A 25,661-nucleotide genomic window follows, 5' to 3' on the forward strand; every position below is an offset into this window, starting at 1 on the left:
CGTGCTATGAGCCCTCCGACCCCTCGAACTGGCGGTAACACGCGTCGGCGACCCGCTGCAGGAGGCTGCGCGGCACCTCGCCGGTAACCGCGTAGCCGATCTCGCCGTCAATCCAGTAGAAAGTTTCGAGATCGCCCTGGCTCGCGATGCGGAAGCTCGTCTCGCGATTGTCGCTGTTGCGGCCGAGAAGTACGGTGAGCCGCTGGCGGGAGCCGTCCTCATACATCAGCAGGGCGCCCGCCGTGCCGTTGACGGGGATCAGCCGGCCGCCTACGAGCGAAAATCCGAAAGCCGACAGATCCGGAATCTTCAACCCGTAATCGAGCCGCTTGCCGAGCCAGGTGGCGAGATGCGCCTCCTGGTCGGCGCCGACCTCGACCGGATGGCGCACCTCGCTCGCATAGACGAGAAAAGCGGATTGCGCCTGGCGCGGAAGGCTGTCGGTGCTCTCGGCCGCCGCGGGCAACCGATCCCCGGAGACGATCGCAGGGGCGTAGAACCCGGTCAGGGCACCGGCCGCGAAGATCAGGAGACCGGCGGCGATCCGTAGGAGGACGGGCGCAGGGGCCGAGGCAACGCCGTGCCCCCGGCCTCGACGGGCCGAGACCAGCGCCCGATCGCCTTCATGATCACGGGCATAGGATGCGAAATGGTGTTGGAGCGCAGCCGCCTGGGCCTGCCATTCGCGGACTTCCTGAGCGCGATCCGGGTGCCTTTCGAGCCAGGCTTCGATGCGCCTGCGCTCCGGCTCGCTCAGCTGGCCATCGACATAGGCATGCAGTTCGTCTTCGGAGACGGTGTTGAATTCGTCCGTCATTTCGGTCTCCGCAGGGCGATCACGTTGTCGTCCTTCATCGCTTCGGCGAGCTGGCGGCGCGCGCGCGACAGGCGCGACATCACCGTGCCGATCGGGATAGCCATCATCTCCGCCACATCCTGATAGCGGTAGCCTTCGATCACCACGAGCATCAGCACGGAGCGGTTGTCGACCGACAGCCGCTCCAGCGCGCGCTCGAGCCGCCGGCTTTGCAGGGGGTCGGCATTCTGGTCTTCGGCGACGAGGCCAAGAGCCTCCTCATATTCGACCTCGGGATGCAAGGCGCGATGGCGGTGACGGTTGCGGTACAGGTTCGTCATGATGGTGAAGGCCCAGGCGCGCAGGTTCACGCCTCGCCATTGCTGCCGGCGCGCCAGCACCTTTTCGACGCAGTCCTGGAGAAGGTCCTCGCCGTCCGTGTCGGATCGGGCGAGGCTACGTGAATAGCGCCTGAGCGCCGGCATGAGGGTGAGGACGTCTTCCTCGAAAGCGTCGGGTGCGGAAGCATTCGCACCTGCTTCCGAATCGTCACGGCCGTGCGACATCCCATTCGCCCTTCACACCGTCACCGGTGATATCGCCCATTTTCTTGTCCTTTACCCAGAAGTAGAGCGGCATGCCGTCCTTTGCCCATTGCTTGCTGCCGTCCTTGCGTTCGACGATCGAATAGGCGCCTTCTGCCATCGCGTCGCCTTCCACCATGAAGGGCGGCCAGTTCTTTGCGCATTGATCATAGCAGGTGGAGACGCCCTTCTGATCATCCTTGTAGGTGTAGAGCGTCATGCCGTTTGCCGCGGCAAGCACCGGACCTTTTTCGCTCTCAACCGTTTTGACGGGCGGTGCCGCGAAAGCGGAAGCGCTGGTGACGAGGCAAATGGTGATGGTCAAGGGGATCGTTCTCATTGCGGGGCTCCTTCCTAGAACCGTTCCAAGCGGGTTCATGGATGAGACACGGCGGGCCAAGAATTTATTCCCTAGGCGCTCGTGATGGTTGCAAATGACGGGAAGGTGCTTCGCGTTTGCGTTGGGGTGCCGTGACGGCGTCAGGCCCGGTCGGCGACGAAGCGGGCAAGAGCCGGGCCGATCAGCGTGATGATCAGCAGGCGGGCCGTCTGCAGCGCCATGACAAAGGGAAGGTCGACATCGCTCGAGGCGGCGATCACGGCAATGGAATCGAGGCCACCGGGACTGGTGGCGAGATAGGCTGTCAACGGATCGATGCCGACCGCCTTGGTGAGGAGCAGTGCGAGCAAACCGGAAGAGGCCATCAGCACGAGGATGGAGACGACCGTCGGCACGAAGGCCCGGCGCGCATGCGCGATGATGCTGCGGGTAAAGCCCAGCCCGATGTTCCAGCCGAGCAGCGCGAAGGAGAGCGCCAGCAGCCATTGCGGCAATTCGATCGTCAGCATGCCGGAGACATTGAGAGCCGAGCCGATCGCGAAGGGGACGAGGAAAGCGCCGGCCGGCACGCGCAGCAGCTTGCCGAGGAAGCCGCCGACGATGCCGACGGCGAGCGTCGCAAGGAAGGGCAGGGCAGCGACCGGCGCAAACCAATGGGTTGCCGTCTCGGCCTCCGTGCCGCTGACCCAGAGATGCGCGACCATCGTCGCGGCGCCGGCGACGCAGACCACCCGCAAATATTGCATGAAGGCGACGAGGCGGGCATCGGCGCCATAGGCGTCGGCCATCAGCAGCATGGTCGAGGCCGCACCGGCCGAGGACCCCCAGATCGCCGTCGTTCCAGGCAGGATGCGCATCCGCGTGATCGTCCAGCCGCACAGCGTGCTGACGCCGATCACCGACAGGATGACGGCGAGGAAGAGCGGCCAATTGCTGGAGAAGGTGGCGAACAGATCGGGCCGCATCGAGCCGGCGATCATCATCGCCAGGACGAACTGGACGCAGAAAACGAACTGGCGGGGCAGGCGGATCGTGCCGCCATTCATGCCGACAAGCGCGCCGGCCACCATGGGGCCCATGAGAAGCCCGGCCGGAATGCCCGCCATTTCGAAGAGAGCAGCAAGCAGCAGGGAAAGCACGCCCAGCAGGCACCATTGCCAGATGCGCGGCAAGCGACCAAGCCGGCTGCTTTCGGGGGTCATCGGCGTTGCGGGCTGTTCCGGCTTCAACGGCATTCTCCGGCGAGGACGGCCGCTCGTGCACACAGTATGCAGCCGCCCTGTTGTTAGCAGCATCGCGCGAGCCGTTTCAAGTGCCGTGGCAAGAAACTGCCACAGGCGATCTTGATCCAGACAGGGCTTCGGCGCGCAGCGCATGAAAGTGATTGCCGGTGCTCCCGCCGCAGAAGATTTCGCGCTGAAGCCGCTCGACGGCATTGTGACCGCCGAAGCATCCACACCGACGCCAGACAGAAATCCGGGCTTGCGCCTGGCCACCGAATCCTGACACTGCAGGTCATGCAATTCGCTCCGCAACAGGACGAGGCCCTGAAGGCCGTTTCGCGTTGGCTGAAGGAAGGCCGCTCGCCGCTCTTCCGGCTGTTCGGCTATGCCGGCACCGGCAAGACGACGCTGGCACGGCATTTCGCGGAGCACGTCGACGGCGAGGTGCTCTTTGCGGCCTTCACCGGCAAGGCCGCGCAGGTGCTGCGTTCCAAGGGCGCCAGCAATGCCAAGACCATTCATTCGCTGATCTACCGGCCTCGTGGCGAGGAGGAGGTCGCGGACGAGGAGACCGGCAAGACCTCGATCGCGCCGATGTTCGCCATCAACCGCCAGAGCCCGGTCGCCAAGGCGGCGCTGATCATCATCGACGAATGCTCGATGGTCGACGAGGCGCTCGGCAAGGACCTGATGAGCTTCGGCACGCCAATCCTGGTGCTCGGCGATCCGGGTCAGTTGCCGCCCGTGTCGGGCGGCGGCTATTTCACCAATCACGAGCCGGACTATCTGCTGACCGATATCCACCGCCAGGCGCGCGACAACCCGATCATCCAGCTCGCCATGCATGTTCGCGAGGGCAAGGAGATCATGCAGGGCGACTACGGCACGGCACAGATCATCTCCAAGAGCGAGGTCACCCAGCCGCTGGTGCTGGAAGCCGACCAGGTGCTTGTCGGCACCAACCGGACGCGGCGGCGCTACAACCAACGTCTGCGCGAGCTGAAGGGCTTTTCGAGCGAGTATCCTCAATCGGGCGACAAGCTCGTCTGCCTGAGGAACGATCCTGCCAAAGGCCTGCTCAACGGTTCTCTCTGGCAGGTGATGAGCTCGTCGAAAGAGACGGTGAAGCCGGGGATCAACCTGATGATCCGTCCCGAGGACGACGATATGGATCGCGGCGCGGCGAAGATCAAGCTCTTGAAGGCAGCCTTCGAGGACGTCGAGGGCGAGATTCCCTGGTCCACCCGCAAACGCTACGACGAGTTCGACTACGGCTATGCGCTGACCGTGCACAAGGCGCAGGGCTCGCAATGGGACAATGTCGTGCTCTTCGACGAGAGCTGGGCCTTCCGCGACACGCGCGAGCGCTGGCTCTATACGGCAATCACCCGCGCGGCGGAGCGGCTGACGATCGTCCGGTGATGGTCTGTAAATCCGTCGCTTAGGACGGGCTTGTTGTTTACGCGGCCGCCATCGCAGCCGGACTGGATTTGTCCATTCAGACCCAATAGAGCATTCTCGATCGTTGCAACTCTGCGCCGATTGACATAGACCGGTTGGGTGAGCAGCCTTGGCTACGCCAAGTGGGGAGCGTGACGCATGGTCTGCAGCACGCCTCTCAAGCCAGATATTTCAGAAATTGCAAGAACCAGCTTATTTGTCTTGAACATGCGCGTATAGTCTTCGGGGGCGCGCTGCCGAACGCGGGGTGGTGGTGCATGCTGCGCGAAAACCGGACCAATACACCACGAAAAGCAGTCAGTCGCACGGCGCGCGCCGGCGGTTCGTCGGCACACGGCAGCGAGCGCCATATCGTTACCGCCCTTTGCTACGACCTCGTAGGGTCGACCGATCTCCTGCATGTCATGGACATCGAGGATTATCAGGATCTGATGTCCGCCTTCCAGCGGTCGAGCAGGCAGTCGATCGCCGCGCATTCCGGAGTGATGCAGCACGAGGCGGGCGATGGCGGCGTGGCGCTGTTTCCGATCGATCTCGATGCCAAGGACGCGGCTTCGCTCGCCATCCGGGCGGGGCTCGACATCGTCGACGCCTGCAAGCGCGTCGGCCGAGAGTGGGGACGGGATGATCTTCGCGTCCGCGTCGGCATCGCCACGTCCGCGGCGCTCATCCGCGACATGGAGCGCGAGAGCTGGCTGCAGGAGCCCGTCACCGGAGCGGCACTCGCCATGGCCGCTCGTCTGCAAGTCATCGCCGAGCCCAACAGCGTCCTGGTCTCGGAGGAGACACGAAACCTGGCAGGGCGATCGCACGCCTTCGTTTTTCAGGGCAGTAAGCCGCTCAAGGGCTTTTCAACGCCCGAGAAAGTGTGGCGGGCGCTCGGACACAAGATGGAGGTCGATCGCTTCCATGCGTACGGGCGACTGGGCGGTCCGTTCATCAACCGCGAGAGCGAGCTTAATACGATCGCTCGTACCTGGGACGGCGTTCTTGCCGGGCGGGGCGCAAGCCTGCTCATCGAGGGCGACGCCGGCATCGGCAAGTCCCGCCTTTTGCGGGAGATCCGCAGGAGAACGCGGGATCGGCGCTCGAAGCTGTTTTTCTTCCAGTGCCTCCCCGGGGGATTGCGCTCGACGCTGCATCCCCTGCTGCACAGCTTTCCCGGGTCGACGACGAGAAACGGCCAGATGGGCGTCACGGCATCCGATGTGGCGACATTGTTCGAGCGCAACGGCATCGAGGACAAGGAGGCGATCGAGGTCTTCGCCTATCTGCTCGGAGCAGAGGGACGAAACCAGCTTCTGGCGAATGACAACCCCAAGGCGATCCGTGAAAAGGCGCACCGGGCGCTTTTGCGGACGCTGGAAGCGGTCTCGCGAAGCGGCCCTGTGGTCGTCGCCGTTGAGGACATCCATTGGATAGACCCGACTTCGCGCGATCTGCTCGGCGAAGCAGCCCGGCTCATCGGTCAATTCCCGATCTTTCTCATCTTGACGTCGCGCCGCGGTGCACCGGTCGAGTGGCTGGATACGGCAAACCCGCTGCGGCTGTCGTTGCGGCCGCTCGACAGCGACGAAACGCGGCTGGCGATCAGGGCGAAGTGGCCTGAGCATCGGCTGGCGAGGCTGCCGGAGCTCTTCGAAGTGGCGGAACGGATATCCGGCGGCGTCCCGCTTTTCATCGAGGAAATCTGCCAATGGGCATCCCAAAGTGCCGAAGCGGATGAGGCGAGCCTGTCGGAGACCATGAAGCCGGTCCATCTATCCGCATTCGAATCCATACTCGACGCACGGCTGCAGCATCTGGGGCCGGCCCGGGAAGTGGCGCGTGCGGCGGCCGCCGCCGGCACGCAGGTGACCCTGCCCCTGCTGCGCGTGCTTCTGCCCGATTTCAGCAAGAAGGCGATCGCAAGTGCGGCCGATATGCTGTGCGAGACCGGCTTCCTGACGCGTGTACGCGCGCCAGGAAGCATTGCATACGGCTTTCGCCACGTGCTGATCCAGGAGACGATCTACAACGCGCTGCTGCGCAAACAGCGGCAGGTGCTGCACCGGCGGCTCTTCGGCGCCGTCAACCAGAACCGCGGCATGGCCGCCTGGATCGACACCGGCGCACTGGCCGAACATGCCGAACGGGCCGGGCTCATCGAGAATGCGGTCGAACTGCTCATCGCGGCCGGGAAGGAGAGCTCGAGCCGCTCGGCAATGATCGAGGCGCGCCAGTATCTGGAACATGCGCTGGCGCTCTGCAGCGAATTGGGTGAGGAGAGCGCCGTCGAGACTTTGCAGCTGGCGGCGTTGACGGCACTGGGGCCGATACTGATCGGCATGGTCGGGATGAGTTCACAACCGGCCCGCCAACTATACGAGGATGGGGTGGCGATTGCCCGCCGCCAGCCGATGTCGGAGCAGTCCCAGTGGTTTCCGATCTATTGGGGATGGTGGCTTACCGGGCCGGATTTTCGGGTCATGCATGACCGCGCTCTCGAGGTGCAGTCCATGCTCGCGGAGGTCGAGGATCCAGAGATCAGGTTGCAGGTCAACCATTGCATTTGGGCAATCGATTTCAACCTTGGCCACCACCGGCAAACGCAAGACGCGATCCGGGCGGGGTTGGCGCTCTATGACGAGAGGAGGGCGAAGAGCAACCGGACTCTCTATGGGGGCCACGATGCCAAGGTTTGCGGCCTCGGCCAAATGGCATTGTCACTGTGGCTGACCGGAAGGACGAGCGAATCGAATGCGGCGCTTTCGAGAATGATCACTTTCGTCGACCGCATCGCGCATGTACCGAGCAAGGCCCATTCGCTCGACACGGAAGCGGTGTCCGCATTCTACCGCGACGATTTCGAGCACCTAACGGATGTAGCGGATCGCATGGCGGACTTTGCGACGAAGCACGAAATGCAATCGCTCTCCGCGCTTTCTCTTCTCTTTAGGGGGTGGGGCGCGGCGCACCTCGAAGACCTGGAATCCGGCCACCAGACCTTTCAGAGCGGTCTGACTCTCCTGAAAGAGCTCGGCACCGTTATCGACCTGCCAATCTACCTCTATATGCATGCCACGATGCTTGGCCTTGCGGGAAAGTACGATGCGGCGATCGAAGTTGCGGATGAGGCGATCGAAAGGGCGCAAGAAACCTACCACGCCTATTGGCTCGCCGAGCTTTTCCGGTGCCGTGCGGTTCTTCGGATACGGGCCGCAGCAAACTCGGACCATGCCCTTGCTGACTTGCGCTGCGCCGTCGAGATTGCCGAGCGTCAAGGGGCAAAGGCTCTGCTGCACCGCGCCAAACGTTCAATCCGGGAGCTCGGCGTTGCCGATAAGCTTTGACCCCAAGGACGACGCGGCGGAGGGCCAGACGTTCAGCATCCAGGAACTCCCCGCATTTCACCAAGCAATCGTTTCGGGCCTTGGACGGCCTTGGACTCAGGCGACAAAACCAGAAGAGGCGGAACGGCGGCTGAGGAGGATTCGCCCCCTCTGCCACCGCGCGCGCATAACGCGGCTTGCGGATTTGACCGGTCTCGACCGCATCGGCCTTCCGGTGGTGCAGGCCATTCGCCCCGCGGCGCTGTCGGAGGTCACGTCCTTGGGGCGGGGCATGTTCATAGCAGAGGCGGCCGTGGGAGCGATCATGGAAGCGCTCGAACGCTACTACGCCGAAGCCATCCCGCCTGAGTGGACGTTTCCCGCCACGGCCGAGGAGCTAGAAGTCCCGGACGGGCTGTTCGAGGCCCTGCTGCTGCCGAGTTACCGGGAGAAATGGCAAAGACACGTCATCCCCTGGATCATGGGCGTCGACATTGTCACCGGTCGCCCACAGCCCGTCCCGTTGGAGCTGGTGCATACTTGCTACACGGAGCCGCCACCTCCGGGCGATGGTCTGTTCGTTCGCACGACTACTGGTCTCGCCTGCCATATGGATGCTTGCAGTGCTTTTCTGCACGGGCTGTTCGAGTGCATCGAGCGCGATGCAATTGCCCGTGCCTTTGTCACGCATGGATTCTTCGATAGGATGCGTATTCCTCCTACCGGGCTTGGCTCGCGCGTGGACCATATCCGCTCAGCCGCCGCAGCCTTGGGGATCTCCTGTGCCCTTTGGCATGCGCCATCGCCGACCGGCGTGCCGGTGGTTTGGTGCCAGACGATCGAGACAGGTCCCGGAGAACCGATCCTCGCCCTGCCGACCGAAGGCTATGGCGCCGGTCCAAGCTTGGAGGCAGCCGCCGCAAACGCCATGTTGGAAGCACTCTCGGCCCGGGCAGGGGCGATCTCGGGTGCTCGCGACGACCAGACGAGAGTGCACTACAGAAGAAGTGTGGACGCCGCGGTTGCAAAGGCACGCGTGCTCATTCTCGATGAGCAATTCGGGAGGCCGGTGCGAGTCCCCGCATCGCCTGCTATCGCTGATCCCGCGACGCTCGTGTCCGTTGTAGGATCTTCCGGCCTAGGCCCGATCATCGCCGTGCCGCTTGGCTACGACAGGGACACGAATGTTCATTGCGTCAGGACGGTCCTTGCCGGGGCTCACGCCTTGTTTGTCCTCAGGTGATTGAATGGCGAGCGCGAACGACGACGGTCCAATCCTGGTGTTTCTTGGCCCGACACTTCGCCTTGCCGAAGCCCAGGCGGCTCTCGACGCAATCTATCTGAAGCCCGTCGCGCAAGGCGATATCGTGCTCGCCGCGCATGCGTTTCGGCCTCGCGCCATGCTACTTATTGACGGCCTATTCGAAGACCGCCCGGCCGTCCGGCACAAGGAAATCCTCTGGGCGATGGCGCAGGGGATCACAATGATAGGTGCCGCGAGCATGGGAGCGCTGAGGGCTGCGGAGCTTTGCGACTTCGGAATGATCGGGGTCGGCCTGATTTATCGATGGTACCGGCGCTGCCAGCTTGCTGCTGATGATGCCGTCGCTGTTCATTCGGCACCTGCCGAGCTTGGCTTCCTTCCGCTCACAGATTCTCTGGTTGACCTTCAGCGAACCTTCTCCTCCTTATCGCGTCGCGGTCTAATTTCGCCAGCCGAGCGATGCACGCTTACAACAATGGCGCGAGACATGAACTTTCGAGAGCGTACGCTCGCGGCCGCGCTGGAAAGAGCCGGCTGGTCCACCGAGCAGGCGCAGGTGCTACGGCGGGCGGTGGTGAGGCAGAAAGAACTGGACGCTCTGTCAGCGCTCCACAATGCACGAGCCCTTGCGCAAAAGGCTCGGGGCGCGGGCGGAAACATGCCGTGGATTGCAACGAACACTTTCATCCGGGACCTGGAAGCCGGCGGGATTGACTCAAATTTAGTGAACACTTATAAATTGAATCCGTAATTGCCGGTATTTACCAAATCGAGGGGGCAATTGTGCGATGCGTTTGCTTCGGGACGATTCCCTCGAAGATGCCGGTGCGCGCCTGGGGACGCGCTTCTGGATATTCCCCCAGCCTCCGTTCATCCCCGGATATGAGCAGCCGGATCGCGTCTGGCTGTCGATCATGCCGGACGAAATTGGCGAGGGTCCGAGCGACGTCGGAGTGTACGTCGCAGATCCAGTTTACGACAAGCAGCCGTACAGCTTAGCGCGTCTGCCACCGTTTGACGGTGCTCGAAGACCTCCGCCGCTACCCGGTCCGGATCGCCATTTCGACAATATCGACCCGACATCACGTGCCTTTCTGGGCGTGCACGCCTATGCTTGCGTGCATTTCGTCCGGGACGTTTGGCAGAGCTACCTTGGATGTCCGGTGCATTGGTTCTTCGAGCAGACCTACCCGAAGCTCGAGATTGTTCCGTTCGTTGAGTGGGATAATGCGCATGCCGGGTACGGCTTTCTGGAACTCGGCCGAGCGCAGGTAGATGGCATCGTGCGTCCCTATGCCTTGAACTTCGACACGATTGCCCACGAGGTCGGACACTTCATCGTCCTCTCCGAGACGGGCCTGCCGAAGGGGCCGTCAAGGGACCTCGACTTCTTCCCTTTTTCAGAAGCCTTCTCGGACGCGGTATCATTGATTTCTTTTCTCCACTTCGATTCGGCCGTCGAACGGCTATTGCGCCGGACGCGAGGCAATTTGCTCCTTTACAGCGAACTCAATCGTTTCGCCGAGACAAGCCCGGAAACGCAGATTCGCATGGCGACTAACGCTCGGCGCATGTCGGAGACGACACGCGAAGTCCATGATCGCGGACTTCCGTTCCTTGGTGCCATTTTCGACACCATCGTCGAACTCTATCACCGGCAGTTGGTCGCAAACGGTTGCGCGGACAGACGGCTACTTGACGTTGACCTTCGTGAACTGGAGCAGGACGAGTTCGATCGCTTCCGGGCAATGACCGCCGAAGCCTATGCGGCCAAGCCGCTGTTCTTCAAACAGGCGCTCGCAACCGCGCGCGACGCAGTGGGATATGCATTGGGGGGATCTCTGCGAATGCAGGACCCATCCGCGCTTCGGCTCGACAGCGCTGCGCGCGCCATAATCGCGGCGGCGGACCCTGCGGCCGCACAGCAATTGGAGGAGAATTTTACGTGGCGTGAAATCATAACACCAATTAATAGGAACAGGAGATGGCGATGAGCGAATGCTTTGTCAATCCAGTTGTTGGCGATGTGCGAACCTTAACGGATAAAATCGACTATAAATACTATAAACCTGGTGATCTAAGGCTATATGGCCGTCCTGCGGATTTTGTTAAAAGAGAAAAGGACGATGAAAAACTTAATGAGGCACTGAAAGAGCTGGAAGCTAAGTTAAGGCCAATTGGTATTGGTGACGATATATTTGAGCAAATAAAAAAGACCATAGATGATCTGATTGAAGCAATTAGAAAAAAAGCAGGTGTTGTTGGAGAAGGTATAACAGTCGCTGTATTCGACGGTGATTTTTATCACTTCCTCCCGATCGCGTTGAAAGTGCAAAAAAATTATATAAAGAGCATCGGGGTTATCTACGGCTACGCTTATGAGGGGCACTGCTACAAACTCCCGAAGCCGCAGATTATGTGTCTATCCGAAAGGCCGACAACTGTCGCAAAGGGGGATTGTGGGTTTGACCCCGCATTTGGTTATGCCGTCTGGTCCATCGATAAGCTGGAGCGAGCCATAGTCCTCGATATTCGTGCCGATGACTTGAAAACTCTGGTCCTGGACGAGAACCTGCCGGGCAACCGTTCGCCGTTGGCTTACGCGCAGGCGCAATCGCTTGCCCCGCAACGGCATCGCGATTGATAAGCTTTGCAAGAACTGGCCGAAAATCGGGGAATGCTCGCTGTGAGATTCATGCGAGCCAAGCTCCGATTTATCGGCGAGCGTGGCCGCGATCGTGGCGACGATGAGCGACTTGCCTTCCTATTCCAGGTTGCCGTCGCCGCTGCGGTCGGCTGCCTGGAAATCGGCCATGACCCTGTTCAGGAATTCGGTCTGGCTCACCCTGCCGTCGCCGTTCTTGTCGGTGGCGGCAAATTGCTGGGCGGTGAGTGCCTGCGCCACCTCGTCGGAGCGCAGGCTGCCGTCCTTGTTCTTGTCCAGGCTTGCGAAGGCTATCGTCATGAACGCCTGGTATTCGGAGCGGTCAACCGCTCCGTTTCGGTCACGGTCGAGGCGATCCATCTGACCCTGGTTCATTGCCGCCGACTGAGCCTGTGCGGGCGACACGAGCTGGCAAAGCGCGAGCGCCGTGGAAAGAGCGAGTCTTGGCAGCATGGCGACCTTCCGCTTCAGCATCTTGCGGCACGGCGGAATCGCCTGACGTCGCACAAATGCGGCAAAAACAAACAATAGAACTGGCGCCGGGAATGTAGGCGAGCGCATTCCGCTTTAATAGGCGCAGGTCAGGGCGTTGCCTGCCGCGCTGCCGAGCGTGGCACCGCCGCCGACGGCCCAGAGCTGGCCGGTGCCCGAACCGATGGTCGCGCCGACCACGCCGCCGACGATCGCGCCGCCGACGGTCCCGGCAATACAGCCGAATTCGCCGACGCCTCCCCTCTGGGATGTCGCAGCGGACTGGCACCCGGATAAGGCGAGGGCGCCAAAGACAATCAAAGTTACAGTAGGCTTGCTCATCTTCTCCTCCAAAATATTCGTCCGAATGCAATACGAATCGGCGGAGGCGCCAAACTTGGCGTCGGATGCAAATAAGCTTCTGAGTATGTCTCCCGAACTACGAGAGGCTCTTGTGTTCGATCAGAAGCAGCTCATTGACGAAACATGCAGTCTGTCGACGCAGCCGTCCGGAACTGCGCGCAAATACTACCGCCACGGACGGATGATGACAACTCTTTGTGGACTGCGGCCTTTCGGAGGGCGGGTCCTGGTGGAGCGGAATCGTGCCGACGGTGCTATTCCGACGCGATCATGCCGGCGAGCACGGCCTTCGCGACCGCCTGGAAGCGATTTTGCGCATCGAATTTGCGGATAATGCCGGACTCGAGCGCGAGAGCCGCGGTGATATCCATCTCCATCAGTTGCGCGATGCGGGCGGCGGCGTGCCCCTCCGCCATCAGGCCGAGGCATTCGCTCTCGATCGGCGACAGGTGGACGCCCCCGGATGCCGGATCAGCGGACCCGCCGGAGCCGTTTTCGAGCAGCTCGGCGATGCGTTGCATCTGCCGGCGCAGGATCGATTGCTGGGCCGCAAGCTCGCGCCGGCGCGAGCGAAGCGCCGTCTCGAAGATTTGGTTGGCCTCGGACTGGCTTCCGGCCGCGTCCAGCGCCGCCATCAGGTCCTGGATCCCGGCAACCGGCATGTCGATCTCCCGGCATGCGTTGATCACGGCCATGCGGCGGATATGGCTCTCGCCATAGACCCGCATCGGGCCCAGGCGTGCGGCGTTCAGCAGTCCCTTCTCTTCGTAGAAGTGCAAGGTGCGGTGCGTCACACCGAAAGCCTCTGCCATTTCGGCAATGGCAAGCCGATCGTTCGAGCCTCTATAGGGGATAGGCAGCTTCGGCAGAAAGCCGCCGGTGCGAGGCGCCGTGCCGGCGTCGGCATTCTTCCAAGAATCCTGTGGCATTTTCGCGCCCCCCGTTTCCGCGCCGTGACGAATGCGATCCGCCAATCGCACTGGCCACTACCGGCTGCCTCTCGGGGCACATCGTGCGCGCGGCACGACTTACTACAGACCAATGTGCTTGCCCTTCACCGGCCCGGCGCTTTGGAGGCGCGGGGGCCGCAGTGGTGGGCGGGAGCTCCTTCGCGCGCTCCTCGAACGCGCAATGCCCCAACGAGCAACCAGGCATTTATTTTCTAATGCACGAATTCACGGAGGCGCGAATCGTCGAAATGAACAGCCCCAATGTTGCGGGTAAAATCTTGGCGATGGTTGCGGGCAATTATAGTCCGATCGAGCTGCTCAGTGGCTGAAAAGCTCATTCTGTTTCTTCGAGGAGAGGATGAAGAGCGGTTCATCGCCTTTGAGCGGGGCAAGTTCCTGCTGGCATGTCCAGGCCTCCTGAAAGGCATCGCGCGTCAGGAGCTTCTTGTAGCGCGCCGTCGTCACCATGCATCGCATCAATGTACTCTGCAGCCCCTCGGTGGCGGCGTGGGCGTAGATCTCGCCATTGAGAGCGAAAAACTGCGCTGCGAGCGAGGTGGTCTTGTAGAGGATGTCCGATTCATTGGCGAGCTGTTGCGCGCCGATGAACTCCTGGCGGAGCGGCACGCGCTCGCCATTGTGCGAAAGCGTGAGCCGAAGGCCGGGCTCGGGACTGTCGTGCCAGTCGACCTTGACGGAGAAGGCGAGCGCCGAATCCATGGAACCGGCCGGATGTGAAGTGCCCGCAACCTCTGCCGCGGCAAGGGTCCTGTGACGCAGCGCGGCTGCGCGCAACAGCGCGGCGAAATGTTCTGCGGTGCCATGCTCCCCGTCGATGACGAAACTTACCGACGGAAGTCCCCGGACGGCGGCCATCGGGCCGTTTGCGAGCTTGGCTTCTGCACCGAAGTCGAGCGCGACCTTCGGTGACGGCAACGGCGTGAACAAAAGAAGCGGAAGCACCGTCAGCACAGCCCAGGGGGAGGAGAAGGGCGAGGGCTGCCATGCGGGGCGGCGCCTGGAAAGGCGATCTCGGGCATTCGTGGCCGGCTCCCCAAGGCGTTCCGCCGCAGGTTCACGCAGCCGGCGGTACTCCGGCACGTAGGTCCCCTTCGGAATGCTGATCTGCCATTCCTCGCCGGCCCCTTCGGCGTCATAGAAGCCTTTCAGCAATTTGCGCAGCTTTCCGGCGTGAACGCGCACGAGCGGATCGCTATCGGCATCGAAAGCCTGGCTGCGTCCGAAGACGTCGACCGCGATCGAATAGCCTTTCAATTGCCCGGCCTCGCCGGCGATCTCCTTCTCGACGACATAGGTGAGGAAGGCACGCAGCCGCTCGGAGCGCTGAAAGCTCTTGCTGTCGAGAATCCGGCCGAGCGCGGAGCGGATCGCCGCGTCGCAGGGCCTTTCGGCTGGCGTCATCAATTGCTCCGGAAGAAGCCGTGTCGAATGAAAAGCGGGCAACAATACCCTGATTCGGAATTTAAACCGAAAGAACGATGGTTGTCAGGTTTAGTAATACGAAATTGAGGCTTTTCTGAACGGCCGAGGCCGCGCACCTCTCGCGAAGGCGCGAGCGGCGCGGCCGGATGTCCGGATTAAATCGGTCCGCCGTATGCTACTGCATGTGTCCTTAAATCGAACTCGATTTAAGGACACAGACATGCAGCAACTCAAAGTGCTACAGCGACCTTTGCGCGTCTGATAAGACGCGCGGCGCTGCAGAGTGTGCGAGTTAACCGCGCTCAGCGCCGCGATATTCAAGCTTCGGATACCAATCGGCGCCGCGGCCTTCGGGCGTCGTGTCGAGCAGGTGCCACAACGGATCGGGGTCGGGTGCATCGCGCGGGTCCTGGCCAGGATCGGCCATTTCGCCGCTCATCTCGCCGCTCCAGAAATGCCGGATCGTACCGTCCCGGCGGGTGAAGACCGTGTAGCCGGGGACGTCCGCGTCCTCGGCGCTGACATAATCGCGGGTAAAGCTCCCCTCGCTATCGGAATAGACCTTCAGCTGGGTCCAGCCGCGCGCCTTCTTGGCCTCGAGGAGCCGCTCGATCGGTGATCGGGCGACCATCGCCAGAGCGATGCGTTGTTCGATGTCCGGCACTTTTCCCTCCCAGGCGGCCATGAGTGAGGTGCACATGGGGCAGGGCTTTTCGCGCTTCGGGCCGAACATGTAGCTGTAGATGATGAGCGTGTCCTTGTCCCCGAAGAGGTCGTCGAGCGTCACAGGACCGTTCTCACTTTCGAAAACGTAGGTCCGTGGCACTTCGCCACCCGGCGGCAGTTGCCGGCGTTGCGCGGCGACGCGTTCGATATGGCGGCGGAGTTCGATTTCCTCGGCGAGCAAAGCGTTGCGTGCCCGACGATACTCCGCACTCTCGTTCGGGAAGCGGGCGCGGTTCCTTGCGGCGAGTTCCGTTGCCGGGACGAGTGGGGCCTGCGTCGTCATGGTGCTCTCCTCCTTGAATGCTGCGGTTGATAACGTTGATATCAACATATTTACGCGGTGTCAAAACTTCGCGACGAAGCCGTGCAAAGGCCGTTTCCGGTCTTGCAGAATCTGCGGTAGAACTGCGACGATCGGTTTGGTCGCCGACACCCGCCTTCCAGCTGTCGCTTTGAAAGTTTCAATATGCCCGCAAAGCTCTCCGTGAATCTCAATGCCATCGCCATGCTGCGCAACCGGCGCGATCTTCCATGGCCCTCCGTGACCGGGCTCGGCCGGATCGCGCTTCAGGCGGGGGCGAGCGGACTGACCGTGCATCCGCGTCCCGACCAGCGGCACATCCGCTTTTCCGACCTGCAGCCGATCCGCGACCTGATCGACGACGAATTCGCGGGCGCGGAGTTCAACATGGAAGGCTATCCCAACGAGGAGTTCCTGCAACTCGTCGAGCGAAACGAACCGGAACAGGTGACGCTGGTGCCTGATGATCCGGCGCAGGCGACTTCCGACCACGGCTGGGACTTTCGCGAGAACCAGGCTCTGCTCGGCAAGGTCGTCGGGCGTCTCAAGAAGAAGGGCTTCCGCGTGTCGCTGTTTGCCGATGGGGATCCGGACGCCGAAGCGCTGAAAATCGCCAAGGAGACCGGGGCGGACCGCATCGAACTCTATACGGGCCCCTACGGCGGCTGCCACGACGATCCGGAGAAGGCCGAGCGGATCGCCGGCGAGCTCGGCCGCACGGCCGCGATCGCAATCGATCTCGGCCTCGCCGTCAATGCGGGGCACGACCTGACCGTCGCCAACCTGCCGCGGCTCGCCAAGCATATCCCGGCGCTTGCCGAGGTCTCGATCGGCCACGGCCTGACGGCCGACGCGCTGCAATACGGCATGGCCGAGACCGTGCGCCGCTTCCGCCGCGCCTGCGGGGAAGCCCTGTAAGCGGTCCACCGCATCGTAACGAGTTCGAGGCCCGCGGATTTATCCGCTTGGGTGCCGGTAACCGCGTGCTTGCCCAACAAGCGCTTCCATGCAATATCCATACATTACGACGGAGGTTTGCATGGGTGGAAACCGCGAGGGCCTTTCATGGGTGCCGGTGCTCGGCAAGGCCCGGGGGCCGCTCTACCTCGACATCGCCGACCAGATCGCTGCCGACAGCGCGGCGGGGCGGCTGGCGGCCGGGACACGCTTGCCGCCGCAGCGGGCGCTCGCGGCCGCCCTTGGCATCGATTTCACGACGGTGAGCCGCGCCTATAACGAGGCAAGGCGTCGCGGTTTGATCGAAGGCCGCGTGGGGCAAGGGACCTATATGCGGGCGCGGCCGAGAGGCACAGGCCGTTCGTCTCCGGCCGGACTCGTCGACATGAGCATGAACCTGCCGCCGCTTTTCGATGATCCGGCGCTTGCGGAACGAATGTGGCGCGATATCGCCGACGTGCAGCACGAGCAGGGTGTCGCTCTGCTGATGCGCTATCAACCCGTCGGTGGTGCCCGGGAAGACCGGGCGGCGGGGACGGCTTGGCTGAAGCCGCGGCTCGGCGAGGTGTCGCCGGAGCGGGTGCTGGTTTGCCCCGGGGCGCAAGGCGCGCTGCTTGCCGTCCTTGGCCTACTGGTGGCGAAGGGCGACATGATCTGTGCCGAGGCGCTCACCTATCCAGGTCTTCGTTCCGTGGCGGCCTATCTCGGCATCGAGGTTCTGGGCGTTGACATGGACGAAGAGGGCCTCGTACCGGAGGCCTTCGAGGCCGTGTGCCGCGAGCAGCGGCCCAAGGCTCTCTATTGCAATCCGACACTGCACAATCCAACAACCGCTACGCTGCCGTTGAAAAGGCGCGAGGCGATCGTCGCCATTGCGCGCAGACACGGCGTCGCCATCGTCGAGGACGACGCCTATGGGGCATTGCCCGCAACGCCGGTGCCGCCGCTTGCGGCGCTCGCACCCGACCTCGTCTATCATGTGGCGGGGCTTGCCAAATGTCTCTCGCCGGCCCTGCGGATCGCCTATCTGGTCGTGCCGAATCCGATCGCGGCCGGTCGCCTGGAGAGCGCCATTCGGGCGACGGCCGGAATGGCCTCGCCGCTTTCTGCCGCGATCGCCACGCGTTGGATCGAGGAGGGGACGGCGAAAGCGGTGCTGTCCGCCATACGAAGCGAGGCGGGGCGGCGCCAGAAGATGGTTTCCGTCAGCCTGCCGGGCGCCGATGTTCTCAACGACCGCGAGGGCTTTCATCTGTGGCTGAGATTGCCGCCCCATTGGAGCCGCGGCGAGTTTGCCGCCCGGCTCAGGGCGGCGGGTATCGGTATCGTTGCGAGCGATGCCTTCGCGCTTTTGGAGCCACCGGAGGCGGTGCGTCTCGGCCTTGGCGCGCCGGAGACGCAGGCTGATCTGCAGCGAAGCCTCGACGTCATTTCCGAACTTCTCGCACAATCGCCCGCGGCGCTCAATCTCGTTGTCTGAGGACGCACTGAGTTTTTCTCGTGGCGTGCCTTTCGTCGTAAGCGGGCCGAATTGTCGCAGATGCGGATGCATACAATACCAGGAGTGTATGCTATGTATGCTCATGAGGGAGGCCTGTGGCAGTGCTGTGGAACGTCGGTCTCCATTCGCGGTTTGCCCACGCGCCCGAAGAGAATCTTGGAAAGGAAGAATGATGTCTTCAACCAATGAGTGGCCGCCCCTGTCGCCGCTCCATACGGGCCTCCGTGGCCGCTGCCCGCGCTGCGGGCAGGGGCATCTGTTCCAGGGATTTTTGAAGCTCCGGCCAGAATGCGAGGTCTGCGGCCTCGACTATTCCTTCGCCGACCCTGCCGACGGCCCCGCCTTCTTCGTCATTTGCTTTGCCTGCGTGCCGAGCGTGTTTCTCGGCGTCTGGCTGGAAGTGCAATACAGTGCGCCGCTTTGGGTGCATCTGCTCGTCACCGGGCCCTTCATGCTGTTGACCTGTATTCCGCCGCTAAGGCCGCTGAAAGGCTGGCTGGTCGCCAGCCAGTTCTTCTACAAGGCCGAAGAGGGCAAGCTGGTGCGCAAGCCAATTGCAACGCCCGCTGATGCGAAGGAAGGGCAGCGGGCGGCTTAAGCGTTCACCCCGGATTCCCCTGGTCCAGATTGTGCTGCCATTCGATGGCGTCTTCCAGCCGATCGTGACCCCAAAACAGCTCGCCATCCGCCACGAAGGAGGGCGTACCGAAGATGCCGATCTCCTTCGCCTCCTGAGTGGCGGCGTCTAGCGCCTCGGCGGCCGCCCGTGTGCTCGCCTCCTCCAGCACGCGAGCAGGGTCTTGCCCCGCTTCCTTGATGCTCGCCGAGAGGTTTGGCTCGCTCCCGGCCGGCTCGCGGTCGACGAACCAGCGCCGGTAGGCGGCGATGGCATAGGCGGGGCACCAGCCTTCCTGGGCGGCGAGCACCGCCACGCGGTTTGCCGCTGCGAGGTCGGCGAGCGGATAGGGGATCGGAAATCGCAGCGGCAAACCGAACTTAGCGGCCCGCCGTTCGATGTCGCGCCACATATAGGCTGCCTTGAGCGGTTTGCCGGCGAAGGGGCCGTCATTCGCCTCGGCTTGGATTTCGGAAACGTCGAAGGGCCTCCAGCGAACCTCGACGCCGGCTTTTTCGGCGACTTCTGATAGCCGCATCACTGCGAGAAATGTGTAGGGGCTTCCTATCGAGAACCAGAAGTCGACCGGCGCCGTCATTGTCCTTACTCCCAATCCAAACCGGACCTCATGATAATGCCGCGCTGCGGCGAGGGGGTGGCGGATGCGGGCTTCGAGCAAAGACTGACGACGGGCTGGGCATGGAGGGCCCGGCTCGGGACGCCGGGCCGATCGCCATCGCGGCGATTGCTACTGAACGAGCGCAGCCTTGTTTGCTGCGAGAAAGGCCGGCAGCCCGACCGGGGTTCTGCCGGTCAAGATGGCGACGTCATCGGTCACCAGGTCGAAATGACCTTCGCGCGTATTGGTGTCGAAGGAGACGAGGATCGGCACGAAGAAGTCCGGCAGCCCGGCTCCCTTGAGCCCGCCCGCCAGAGCCTCGTCGGAAACCTGGACGACCTCGAGCGGCTTGCCGGTGGCTTCGGCGACGAGGCCGGCGATCTCTGCGGTCGTCATCGCCTCTGTTCCGGTTAGCGTATAAATGCGGCTTTCCGTCGAAGCTGCTTCCAGCGCGGCGGCAGCGGCCTTGGCGAGATCGTCGCGCGCCACATGCGAGATCCGGCCTTCACCCGCCGACGAGAACCATTGGCCCGTCTGAAGCGCATGCGGCAGCGCCAGGAACAGGTTTTCCATGTACCAGGCATTGCGCAGGATCGTATAGGGAATGCCGCTTGCCTTGATGGCGTTTTCGGTGCCGAGATGGTCGGCGGCAAAGGGAATGACCGAGGTTTCAGGGTTGGGCATGGACGTGTAGAGGATGTACTTGACGCCTGCCTTCCTGGCGGCTTCGACGGCGGCGAGATGCTGCTTCAGCCGCTTGCCCGGCTCGTCAAGCGTGTCGGTCGAGATGATGAGGATCCGGTCGGCGCCGGCAAAGGCCTTTTCGAGTGAGGCCGGGTCGTCGAAATTGGCAGCGCGGGTCTCTACGCCCTTGGCGGCGTAATCGGCGAGCTTGGCGGTATCGCGGCTGGTGGCGATGATGTCGGCGGGCTTCGTCTTGCCGGAGGCGAGAAGCGCATCGAGGACGAGTTTGCCGAGCTGACCTGCAGCGCCGGTTACGAGCAATCTCTGGGACATGATCTTCCTTTCACTTTGCTTTCCAGCTCCGCAATGCCTCGACCGGCCGATGTCGAATGCTGGTCTCTTTTTGAGAGTTGCTCTTATCCCGTAATCTGCTAAGAGCTGTAAAGGAGGCAGTTTTTTCTGCGAAGGTTACGGAAAGGGTACCGCCATGAACAAGGCGACCGGCAAGGTGAAGGGGAAGCGCGTCGCCCTAGTCGGCGGCGTGCCGCTCGACATCGACGACTGCCCGGTGCGGGATGTGATGGACAATATCGGCGGCAAATGGAATTCGCTGATGATCCTGTCGCTCGCCGACGGCCCGCTGCGCTTTTCGCAACTGCGCCGGCTGATCCCGGACATTTCCCAGCGGATGCTGACGCAGACGCTGCGCGATCTACAGCGTGACGGCTATTTGAGCCGCACCGTCTATCCGACACAGCCGCCGAGCGTGGAATACGGCCTCACCGATCTCGGCCGATCGTTTCTGACGATTTTGAGGCCGTTCGTCGACTGGTCACTCGAAAATCACGAGGCGATCCGCAACGCGCGGGCGGAGTATGACGCCGCCATCTAGGCGGCACCGAGGCTCAGGCGGCGCGGCTCACATTCCGCGAGCTCAGCGAGAACTCGACGGCGGCTGCGGCGTGGATGGCTGTGGAATCGAAGCCGGGCAAGGGCAGGTTTGCCGGATCAAGGATCAGGCAGATCTCGGTGCAGCCGAGGATGACGGCGTCGGCGCCATCCGCCTTTGCCTTCTCGATCAGCGCCACCAGCGCTTGACGCGACGTGTCCAGCACCTTGCCAGCGCAGAGTTCGTCGAAAATCACTCCGTGGGTCAGCGTACGTCCGTCTGCATCCGGCACGACCACGTCGATGCCGTGCGCCTTCATCCGCTCGGCATAGAAGCCGTGCTCCATCGTGTAGCGGGTGGCGAGCAGCAGCGGCCGGCGACTCCCGGCGGCCTTGAGACGAAGTGCGGTCTCGTCGATGATGTTGATCAGCGGGATCTCGACGGAAGCGGCAACCGCGTCGGCGATCAGGTGCATGGTGTTGGTGCAGATCAGCACGCAGTCGGCTCCGCCGGATTGAAGTGCGCGCGCGACCTCGGACAGGCGCCGGGCGGCCTCGTCCCAGCGGCCGGCCTTCTGCAGGTCGACGATTTTCTGGAAGTCGACGGAATGGAGCAGCACCTCGGCCGAATGCAACGCGCCCAGCCGCTCGCGAACCGCCTCGTTGACCATCCGGTAATAGACCGCCGAACTTTCGAAGCTCATGCCGCCGATGAGGCCGATCTTGCGCATTTCCATCAACTCGCTCCCTTTTTGCATCCAATTGCTGGAACTGAAGCCGAAAGGGCGCGTTGCCACTTTCCTATCTCGATCCAGCCGTAAGATTATGGCGCGACTCGGGTTGGATTTGTTTGCTTTGAGGGCTATCTAAAAGAGAATCATCAATAGGTTTTTGCGTCATTTCTTCAGTTCATGCAATATTCAGGCGTCGTTGTGGCATAGAGTGAGGAGTAAAGGGCGTGCTGGATGAGAGGGACCGAAAGCTGCTCACGCTTCTGCAGGAAGATGCGAGCGTTGCGATGGGCGATCTCGCCGAGCGGGTAAACCTTTCCTTATCCGCTTGCTCGCGCCGCATTCAGCGGCTGGAAGAGGCCGGCTATGTGTCCAGGCGCATCGTCGTTCTCGATCGCGAGAAGATGGGCGTGCCCACGACGGTCTTCGCGCTCATCAAGACTGCGCATCACTCCGATGAGTGGATTGAGACGTTCCGGCGCGCAATCAGCGACATTCCCGAAATCGTCGAGGCGCACCGGTTGACCGGCAACTACGATTACATCGTCAAGGTTGTCCTGCCGCGGGTCGAGCAATATGACATGGTCTACAAGCAGATCGTCCGAAAGGTGGAGCTTTTCGACGTTACCGCCTCGATCTCCATGGAAGTGCTGAAAAGCGGCACGGCGGTTCCGGTCCGTTACGCTGAGTAGGATGCTGCGGCGCGGGCATGGCGTGTCGGAAGCGCCGGTGTAATTTTGGATTTACCCAGCGAACGAGGCAGCGACGATGCAGGAAAGACATCACGTGGTGGTCGTGGGCGGCGGCTTCGGCGGGTTGCAACTGGTGCATGACCTCAAGGGCGCGCCGGTCCGCATCACGCTCATCGATCGGCGCAACCACCATCTCTTTCAGCCGCTGCTCTACCAGGTCGCGACCACCATTCTTGCGACCTCCGAGATTGCCTGGCCGATCCGTCATCTCTACCGCGATCGACCGGAGGTTACGACCCTGCTCGGCGAGGTGCAGGGCATCGACAGGGCGGCGAGGGCCGTGCGGCTGTCGAGCGGCCAGGCCATCCACTACGACACGCTGGTGCTCGCGACCGGCGCGACCCACGCCTATTTCGGCCATGACGAATGGGCCGCGGTCGCACCCGGGCTGAAGACGCTCGAGGATGCGACGACCATTCGCCGACGCGTGCTGCTCGCATTCGAGCAGGCGGAAGTCGAGGACGACCCTGCGAGGCGCGATGCACTGTTGACCTTCACGATCATCGGTGCCGGTCCGACAGGCGTGGAACTTGCCGGTATCATTGCCGAAATGGCGCACCGAACCTTGCCGGACGAGTTCCGCCGCATCGATACGCGTCAGGCCCGCGTGGTCCTCGTCGAGGCGGGGCCGCGCATTTTGCCGGCCTTCGCGGAAGAGCTTTCCGCCTATGCTATGGCCGCACTCGCGAAGCTCGGCGTCGAGGTGCGCACCGGAACGCCGGTGACGGACTGTACGGCGGACGGGGTCAAGATCGGCGACAGTTTCGTGCCAAGCTGCACGCTCGTCTGGGCGGCGGGCGTTCAGGCGTCTCCAGCCGCCCAGTGGCTCGGGATCGAGGCGGATCGTGCGGGCCGGGCGATGGTTGATCCTTACCTCACCGCACCGGGCAACGCGGACGCCTTCGTGATTGGCGACACCGCCGCGGTCAAGCAGGAGAATGGTATGCCGGTGCCGGGCATTGCGCCCGCTGCCAAGCAGCAGGGCGCCTATGTGGCCCGGGTGATCCGCGCCCGTCTCACCGGCCGGCCTTCTCCGGGCCCTTTCCGCTACCGCCACCAGGGAAGCCTAGCCACGATCGGCAAGCGGGCCGCAATCATCGACTTCGGCAGGATAAAGCTCAAAGGCGGCCTTGCCTGGTGGATCTGGGGCATCGCTCACATCTACTTCCTGATCGGCACCCGCAGCCGTTTCGCCGTGGCCTGGAGCTGGTTGTGGATCTATCTGAGCGGTCAGCACAGCGCGCGCCTGATTACGCAAAAGGAAACGATGCGCGGGGAGGGATAGCCTTGGGTTGCAAATCGATCGCTGCCAATGCAACCTGACTGCCCGACGTAACAACGAGTGCCGATGGTCAACGCCTCCGAAAGCATCGAAATCGACAGCTCCCTTGTCAGGCGGCTGATCGCGGCTCAGTTTCCGCAGTGGGCGGACCTGCCGGTGCGACCGGTCCGGCATGGCGGCTGGGACAACCGGACCTTTCATCTTGGCGATGATCTCTCCGTTCGTCTGCCGAGTGCCGCGTCCTATGCGCTGCAGGTCGAGAAGGAACAGCGCTGGCTGCCGCAGCTGGCAGCGCACCTGCCGCTGCCGATTCCGGCGCCCGTCGCGATGGGGCGGCCGGGCGAAGGTTATCCCTGGCCTTGGTCCGTCTATCGATGGCGCTATGGCGAGATCGCCACGCATGCTCCGATCGCCGATCTGCCGGCCTTCGCGGCGACGCTCGGCGAATTTCTCGCCGCCCTGCAGCGGATCGACGCCGATGGAGGGCCGTCACCGGGGCAGCACAATTTCTTCCGGGGCGGTCCGCTGACCGTCTACGACCACGAAACGCGCTGGGCTCTCGATGCACTTGAAGGTCAAATCGACACAAATGCGGCGCGCTCTGTCTGGGAGGCGGCGCTTGCCGCCAGCTGGACGGGAAACCCGGTCTGGTTCCATGGCGATGTCAGTTCCGGCAACCTGCTCGTCGAAGGCGGCTGTCTCACCGCCGTCATCGATTTCGGCACGTCCGGCGTCGGCGATCCCGCCTGCGATCTCTCGATTGCCTGGACGATGTTCAGCGGCGATAGCCGCGAGGCGTTTCGTGCGGCACTTCCTCTTGACCGGGGAACCTGGGCGCGCGGCCGCGGCTGGACCCTGTGGAAGGCCATGATCGTTGCAGCCGAGATGCCGGGCACCGATCGTCTCGAAGTCGAAAAGTCGCGGCGCGTGATTGCCGAAGTGCTCGCCGATCACCTGCGGTACGGTTGATGGGTTTAGCCGGAGGCGCGCGGAGCCTGGCCGCACCAGCTTGCCGGCCGGCTGGTGCGCTTTCTCACCAGCCCCTCGGAAAGGAGGAGGTCTCCCAGCGACCTGCCGCCTCTCATGACGACGCGGGGCTTGCCCGCCTCCTCGTCGGCGAATCCGCCCGATGAAGCGACCAGTGTGAATTCCCCGGCGTTCAGTACTTCACGCAGTCGTGCCTTGGCATAGGAACCGCGCGACCGCTCCGCGTCGCACTTCGCGAGCTTCGTCTCGGGCGCGTCGATATCGGCGATAAGAATTCTTTCTCCGTTGAAGAGGAAAGTGTCGCCGTCGATCACGCAGTTATCGTGGCGAATGCCGCAGAAGAAAAAAGTGTTGCTTCCCGTTTGAACGGAGGCGAGTTGCGCCGGCGGCTGCTGCATCGGCCTGCCGACCGGTGCCGGTGGGACCAATGCCGATTTTGTCGCGACGGTGCCCGCATGCTCCTTCGGACGCGGGGCGATAACGGTCGTCTTTGATCTCTTCTCGGGCGCCTTCTCCGACTTGGAGAGGAACGCGGTCATTTCGCTTTGGTCCAGCCAGTCCCGGAGTTGTTCGCGGTTATCATAGCCAATAATGCCCCCGACAAGAACCGTAGCGGCGAGATACCAGGGCATCATACCGCCCCGGCTGCCTTTCGAGCGTGTGCTGCGTTTCCGTCGCGGGGATTTTGCCTTGGCCATCCGATTCGGTCCTCGATTGCGCGGGCATTATCCTGGCGAGGAGTTGCT

At 62.7% G+C, this 25,661-nt stretch carries 27 protein-coding genes; 14 read left to right on the forward strand and 13 right to left on the reverse strand.

Annotated features, from left to right (window positions below; genetic code table 11):
• Positions 1-4: 4 nt before the first annotated feature.
• The 4 genes from CO664_RS05650 to CO664_RS05665 all read right to left on the reverse strand — a co-directional run bounded on the left by CO664_RS05650 (position 5) and on the right by CO664_RS05665 (position 2,949).
• Positions 5-817, reverse strand: a complete 813-nt coding sequence (locus CO664_RS05650; RefSeq protein ID WP_037415713.1) for an anti-sigma factor — start codon at positions 815-817, stop codon at positions 5-7.
• On the reverse strand, positions 814-1,362 hold the full coding sequence (locus CO664_RS05655; RefSeq protein WP_097538119.1) for an RNA polymerase sigma factor: 549 nt from the start codon (positions 1,360-1,362) through the stop codon (positions 814-816). Before CO664_RS05655 ends, CO664_RS05650 begins: the two co-directional genes overlap by 4 nt.
• Positions 1,346-1,720 (reverse strand): lipoprotein, encoded by a 375-nt coding sequence (locus tag CO664_RS05660; protein ID WP_037415719.1) that lies wholly within the window; start codon positions 1,718-1,720, stop codon positions 1,346-1,348. The genes CO664_RS05655 and CO664_RS05660 overlap by 17 nt, the downstream gene beginning before the upstream one ends.
• A gap of 140 nt (positions 1,721-1,860) precedes the next feature.
• Positions 1,861-2,949, reverse strand: coding sequence for an AbrB family transcriptional regulator (locus CO664_RS05665; RefSeq protein WP_097525373.1), 1,089 nt, complete (start codon positions 2,947-2,949; stop codon positions 1,861-1,863).
• A 145-nt stretch (positions 2,950-3,094) separates the two neighbouring features.
• Here CO664_RS05665 and CO664_RS31550 point away from each other — a divergent pair, with 145 nt between their 5' ends.
• The 7 genes from CO664_RS31550 to CO664_RS05695 all read left to right on the forward strand — a co-directional run bounded on the left by CO664_RS31550 (position 3,095) and on the right by CO664_RS05695 (position 11,623).
• On the forward strand, positions 3,095-3,226 hold the full coding sequence (locus tag CO664_RS31550) for a hypothetical protein (protein WP_272939087.1): 132 nt from the start codon (positions 3,095-3,097) through the stop codon (positions 3,224-3,226).
• A gap of 11 nt (positions 3,227-3,237) precedes the next feature.
• Entirely contained in the window at positions 3,238-4,365 is a 1,128-nt protein-coding gene (locus CO664_RS05670) for an ATP-dependent RecD-like DNA helicase (protein WP_097538120.1), read from the forward strand.
• A 296-nt stretch (positions 4,366-4,661) separates the two neighbouring features.
• Positions 4,662-7,736 carry an AAA family ATPase gene (locus CO664_RS05675; RefSeq protein ID WP_141471679.1) on the forward strand — a complete coding sequence of 1,025 codons (3,075 nt, stop codon included), beginning with the start codon at positions 4,662-4,664 and terminating at the stop codon, positions 7,734-7,736.
• Positions 7,720-8,958, forward strand: a complete 1,239-nt coding sequence (locus CO664_RS05680; RefSeq protein ID WP_234820094.1) for a YcaO-like family protein — start codon at positions 7,720-7,722, stop codon at positions 8,956-8,958. The genes CO664_RS05675 and CO664_RS05680 overlap by 17 nt, the downstream gene beginning before the upstream one ends.
• A 4-nt stretch (positions 8,959-8,962) precedes the next feature.
• Positions 8,963-9,730, forward strand: coding sequence for a TfuA-like protein (locus CO664_RS05685; RefSeq protein WP_097538122.1), 768 nt, complete (start codon positions 8,963-8,965; stop codon positions 9,728-9,730).
• Positions 9,731-9,767: 37 nt separating this feature from the next.
• Positions 9,768-10,973, forward strand: coding sequence for a hypothetical protein (locus tag CO664_RS05690; protein WP_097538123.1), 1,206 nt, complete (start codon positions 9,768-9,770; stop codon positions 10,971-10,973).
• Entirely contained in the window at positions 10,970-11,623 is a 654-nt protein-coding gene (locus CO664_RS05695; protein ID WP_097538594.1) for a hypothetical protein, read from the forward strand. Before CO664_RS05690 ends, CO664_RS05695 begins: the two co-directional genes overlap by 4 nt.
• Before the next feature lie 120 nt (positions 11,624-11,743).
• Here the strand turns inward: CO664_RS05695 and CO664_RS05700 are convergent, their stop codons facing one another.
• The 5 genes from CO664_RS05700 to CO664_RS05720 form a co-directional block, all read right to left on the reverse strand.
• On the reverse strand, positions 11,744-12,097 hold the full coding sequence (locus tag CO664_RS05700) for an EF-hand domain-containing protein (protein ID WP_097538595.1): 354 nt from the start codon (positions 12,095-12,097) through the stop codon (positions 11,744-11,746).
• 114 nt (positions 12,098-12,211) lie between these two features.
• Positions 12,212-12,457, reverse strand: a complete 246-nt coding sequence (locus CO664_RS05705; protein ID WP_037415739.1) for a glycine zipper 2TM domain-containing protein — start codon at positions 12,455-12,457, stop codon at positions 12,212-12,214.
• A 275-nt stretch (positions 12,458-12,732) separates the two neighbouring features.
• Positions 12,733-13,407: a MerR family transcriptional regulator gene (locus CO664_RS05710; protein WP_097538124.1), complete on the reverse strand. Its 675-nt coding sequence runs from the start codon at positions 13,405-13,407 to the stop codon at positions 12,733-12,735.
• Positions 13,408-13,746: 339 nt separating this feature from the next.
• Positions 13,747-14,850, reverse strand: coding sequence for a hypothetical protein (locus CO664_RS05715; RefSeq protein WP_097538125.1), 1,104 nt, complete (start codon positions 14,848-14,850; stop codon positions 13,747-13,749).
• A 313-nt stretch (positions 14,851-15,163) separates the two neighbouring features.
• Complete coding sequence (locus CO664_RS05720; protein WP_037415748.1) at positions 15,164-15,880, reverse strand: DUF899 family protein; 717 nt, start codon at positions 15,878-15,880, stop codon at positions 15,164-15,166.
• Between the two features lie 183 nt (positions 15,881-16,063).
• On the opposite strand from CO664_RS05720, the gene CO664_RS05725 reads away from it, so the two are divergent.
• The 3 genes from CO664_RS05725 (at position 16,064) to CO664_RS05735 (ending at position 18,954) form a co-directional block, all read left to right on the forward strand.
• Entirely contained in the window at positions 16,064-16,816 is a 753-nt protein-coding gene (locus CO664_RS05725; RefSeq protein WP_097538126.1) for a pyridoxine 5'-phosphate synthase, read from the forward strand.
• Positions 16,817-16,937: 121 nt separating this feature from the next.
• Positions 16,938-18,335, forward strand: a complete 1,398-nt coding sequence (locus tag CO664_RS05730; RefSeq protein WP_176536497.1) for a PLP-dependent aminotransferase family protein — start codon at positions 16,938-16,940, stop codon at positions 18,333-18,335.
• Between the two features lie 193 nt (positions 18,336-18,528).
• Positions 18,529-18,954 (forward strand): DUF983 domain-containing protein, encoded by a 426-nt coding sequence (locus CO664_RS05735; RefSeq protein WP_037415801.1) that lies wholly within the window; start codon positions 18,529-18,531, stop codon positions 18,952-18,954.
• A gap of 4 nt (positions 18,955-18,958) precedes the next feature.
• On the opposite strand, the gene CO664_RS05740 is transcribed toward CO664_RS05735, so the two are convergent.
• Together CO664_RS05740 and CO664_RS05745 are read right to left on the reverse strand one after the other, a co-directional pair.
• Positions 18,959-19,570, reverse strand: coding sequence for a 2-hydroxychromene-2-carboxylate isomerase (locus CO664_RS05740; protein ID WP_097538128.1), 612 nt, complete (start codon positions 19,568-19,570; stop codon positions 18,959-18,961).
• Between the two features lie 150 nt (positions 19,571-19,720).
• Positions 19,721-20,608: an SDR family oxidoreductase gene (locus tag CO664_RS05745; RefSeq protein WP_097538129.1), complete on the reverse strand. Its 888-nt coding sequence runs from the start codon at positions 20,606-20,608 to the stop codon at positions 19,721-19,723.
• 154 nt (positions 20,609-20,762) lie between these two features.
• Between CO664_RS05745 and CO664_RS05750 the strand changes: the two genes are divergently transcribed.
• A complete protein-coding gene (locus CO664_RS05750; protein ID WP_037415781.1) occupies positions 20,763-21,167 on the forward strand; it encodes a helix-turn-helix domain-containing protein in 405 nt (134 codons plus the stop codon).
• 13 nt (positions 21,168-21,180) lie between these two features.
• Here the strand turns inward: CO664_RS05750 and CO664_RS05755 are convergent, their stop codons facing one another.
• A complete protein-coding gene (locus CO664_RS05755; RefSeq protein WP_097538130.1) occupies positions 21,181-21,900 on the reverse strand; it encodes an aspartate/glutamate racemase family protein in 720 nt (239 codons plus the stop codon).
• Between the two features lie 221 nt (positions 21,901-22,121).
• On the opposite strand from CO664_RS05755, the gene CO664_RS05760 reads away from it, so the two are divergent.
• From CO664_RS05760 to CO664_RS05770, 3 genes are all read left to right on the forward strand, one after another.
• On the forward strand, positions 22,122-22,586 hold the full coding sequence (locus tag CO664_RS05760; RefSeq protein ID WP_014765064.1) for an Lrp/AsnC family transcriptional regulator: 465 nt from the start codon (positions 22,122-22,124) through the stop codon (positions 22,584-22,586).
• Positions 22,587-22,662: 76 nt separating this feature from the next.
• Entirely contained in the window at positions 22,663-23,931 is a 1,269-nt protein-coding gene (locus CO664_RS05765) for an NAD(P)/FAD-dependent oxidoreductase (protein ID WP_097538131.1), read from the forward strand.
• Between the two features lie 63 nt (positions 23,932-23,994).
• Positions 23,995-24,897: an aminoglycoside phosphotransferase family protein gene (locus tag CO664_RS05770; RefSeq protein WP_037415795.1), complete on the forward strand. Its 903-nt coding sequence runs from the start codon at positions 23,995-23,997 to the stop codon at positions 24,895-24,897.
• 5 nt (positions 24,898-24,902) lie between these two features.
• Here the strand turns inward: CO664_RS05770 and CO664_RS05775 are convergent, their stop codons facing one another.
• Positions 24,903-25,613 (reverse strand): thermonuclease family protein, encoded by a 711-nt coding sequence (locus tag CO664_RS05775; RefSeq protein WP_037415798.1) that lies wholly within the window; start codon positions 25,611-25,613, stop codon positions 24,903-24,905.
• Positions 25,614-25,661 lie beyond the last annotated feature (48 nt).

The sequence above is a fragment of the Sinorhizobium sp. NG07B genome (assembly GCF_002532005.1).
Lineage (GTDB): Bacteria > Pseudomonadota > Alphaproteobacteria > Rhizobiales > Rhizobiaceae > Sinorhizobium > Sinorhizobium fredii_C.

Coding starts and splice junctions, on each gene's coding strand:
- CO664_RS05745 (WP_097538129.1), bottom strand. CDS start 20,608: ATGTCCCAGAGATTGCTCGTAACCGGCGCTGCAGGTCAGCTCGGCAAA.
- CO664_RS05705 (WP_037415739.1), bottom strand. CDS start 12,457: ATGAGCAAGCCTACTGTAACTTTGATTGTCTTTGGCGCCCTCGCCTTA.
- CO664_RS05690 (WP_097538123.1), top strand. CDS start 9,768: ATGCGTTTGCTTCGGGACGATTCCCTCGAAGATGCCGGTGCGCGCCTG.
- CO664_RS05715 (WP_097538125.1), bottom strand. CDS start 14,850: ATGACGCCAGCCGAAAGGCCCTGCGACGCGGCGATCCGCTCCGCGCTC.
- CO664_RS05755 (WP_097538130.1), bottom strand. CDS start 21,900: ATGGAAATGCGCAAGATCGGCCTCATCGGCGGCATGAGCTTCGAAAGT.
- CO664_RS05730 (WP_176536497.1), top strand. CDS start 16,938: ATGGGTGGAAACCGCGAGGGCCTTTCATGGGTGCCGGTGCTCGGCAAG.
- CO664_RS05775 (WP_037415798.1), bottom strand. CDS start 25,613: ATGGCCAAGGCAAAATCCCCGCGACGGAAACGCAGCACACGCTCGAAA.
- CO664_RS05700 (WP_097538595.1), bottom strand. CDS start 12,097: ATGCTGCCAAGACTCGCTCTTTCCACGGCGCTCGCGCTTTGCCAGCTC.
- CO664_RS05650 (WP_037415713.1), bottom strand. CDS start 817: ATGACGGACGAATTCAACACCGTCTCCGAAGACGAACTGCATGCCTAT.
- CO664_RS05660 (WP_037415719.1), bottom strand. CDS start 1,720: ATGAGAACGATCCCCTTGACCATCACCATTTGCCTCGTCACCAGCGCT.
- CO664_RS05685 (WP_097538122.1), top strand. CDS start 8,963: ATGGCGAGCGCGAACGACGACGGTCCAATCCTGGTGTTTCTTGGCCCG.
- CO664_RS31550 (WP_272939087.1), top strand. CDS start 3,095: ATGAAAGTGATTGCCGGTGCTCCCGCCGCAGAAGATTTCGCGCTGAAG.
- CO664_RS05655 (WP_097538119.1), bottom strand. CDS start 1,362: ATGTCGCACGGCCGTGACGATTCGGAAGCAGGTGCGAATGCTTCCGCA.
- CO664_RS05765 (WP_097538131.1), top strand. CDS start 22,663: ATGCAGGAAAGACATCACGTGGTGGTCGTGGGCGGCGGCTTCGGCGGG.
- CO664_RS05675 (WP_141471679.1), top strand. CDS start 4,662: ATGCTGCGCGAAAACCGGACCAATACACCACGAAAAGCAGTCAGTCGC.
- CO664_RS05695 (WP_097538594.1), top strand. CDS start 10,970: ATGAGCGAATGCTTTGTCAATCCAGTTGTTGGCGATGTGCGAACCTTA.
- CO664_RS05740 (WP_097538128.1), bottom strand. CDS start 19,570: ATGACGGCGCCGGTCGACTTCTGGTTCTCGATAGGAAGCCCCTACACA.
- CO664_RS05710 (WP_097538124.1), bottom strand. CDS start 13,407: ATGCCACAGGATTCTTGGAAGAATGCCGACGCCGGCACGGCGCCTCGC.
- CO664_RS05735 (WP_037415801.1), top strand. CDS start 18,529: ATGTCTTCAACCAATGAGTGGCCGCCCCTGTCGCCGCTCCATACGGGC.
- CO664_RS05670 (WP_097538120.1), top strand. CDS start 3,238: ATGCAATTCGCTCCGCAACAGGACGAGGCCCTGAAGGCCGTTTCGCGT.
- CO664_RS05770 (WP_037415795.1), top strand. CDS start 23,995: ATGGTCAACGCCTCCGAAAGCATCGAAATCGACAGCTCCCTTGTCAGG.
- CO664_RS05720 (WP_037415748.1), bottom strand. CDS start 15,880: ATGACGACGCAGGCCCCACTCGTCCCGGCAACGGAACTCGCCGCAAGG.
- CO664_RS05750 (WP_037415781.1), top strand. CDS start 20,763: ATGAACAAGGCGACCGGCAAGGTGAAGGGGAAGCGCGTCGCCCTAGTC.
- CO664_RS05725 (WP_097538126.1), top strand. CDS start 16,064: ATGCCCGCAAAGCTCTCCGTGAATCTCAATGCCATCGCCATGCTGCGC.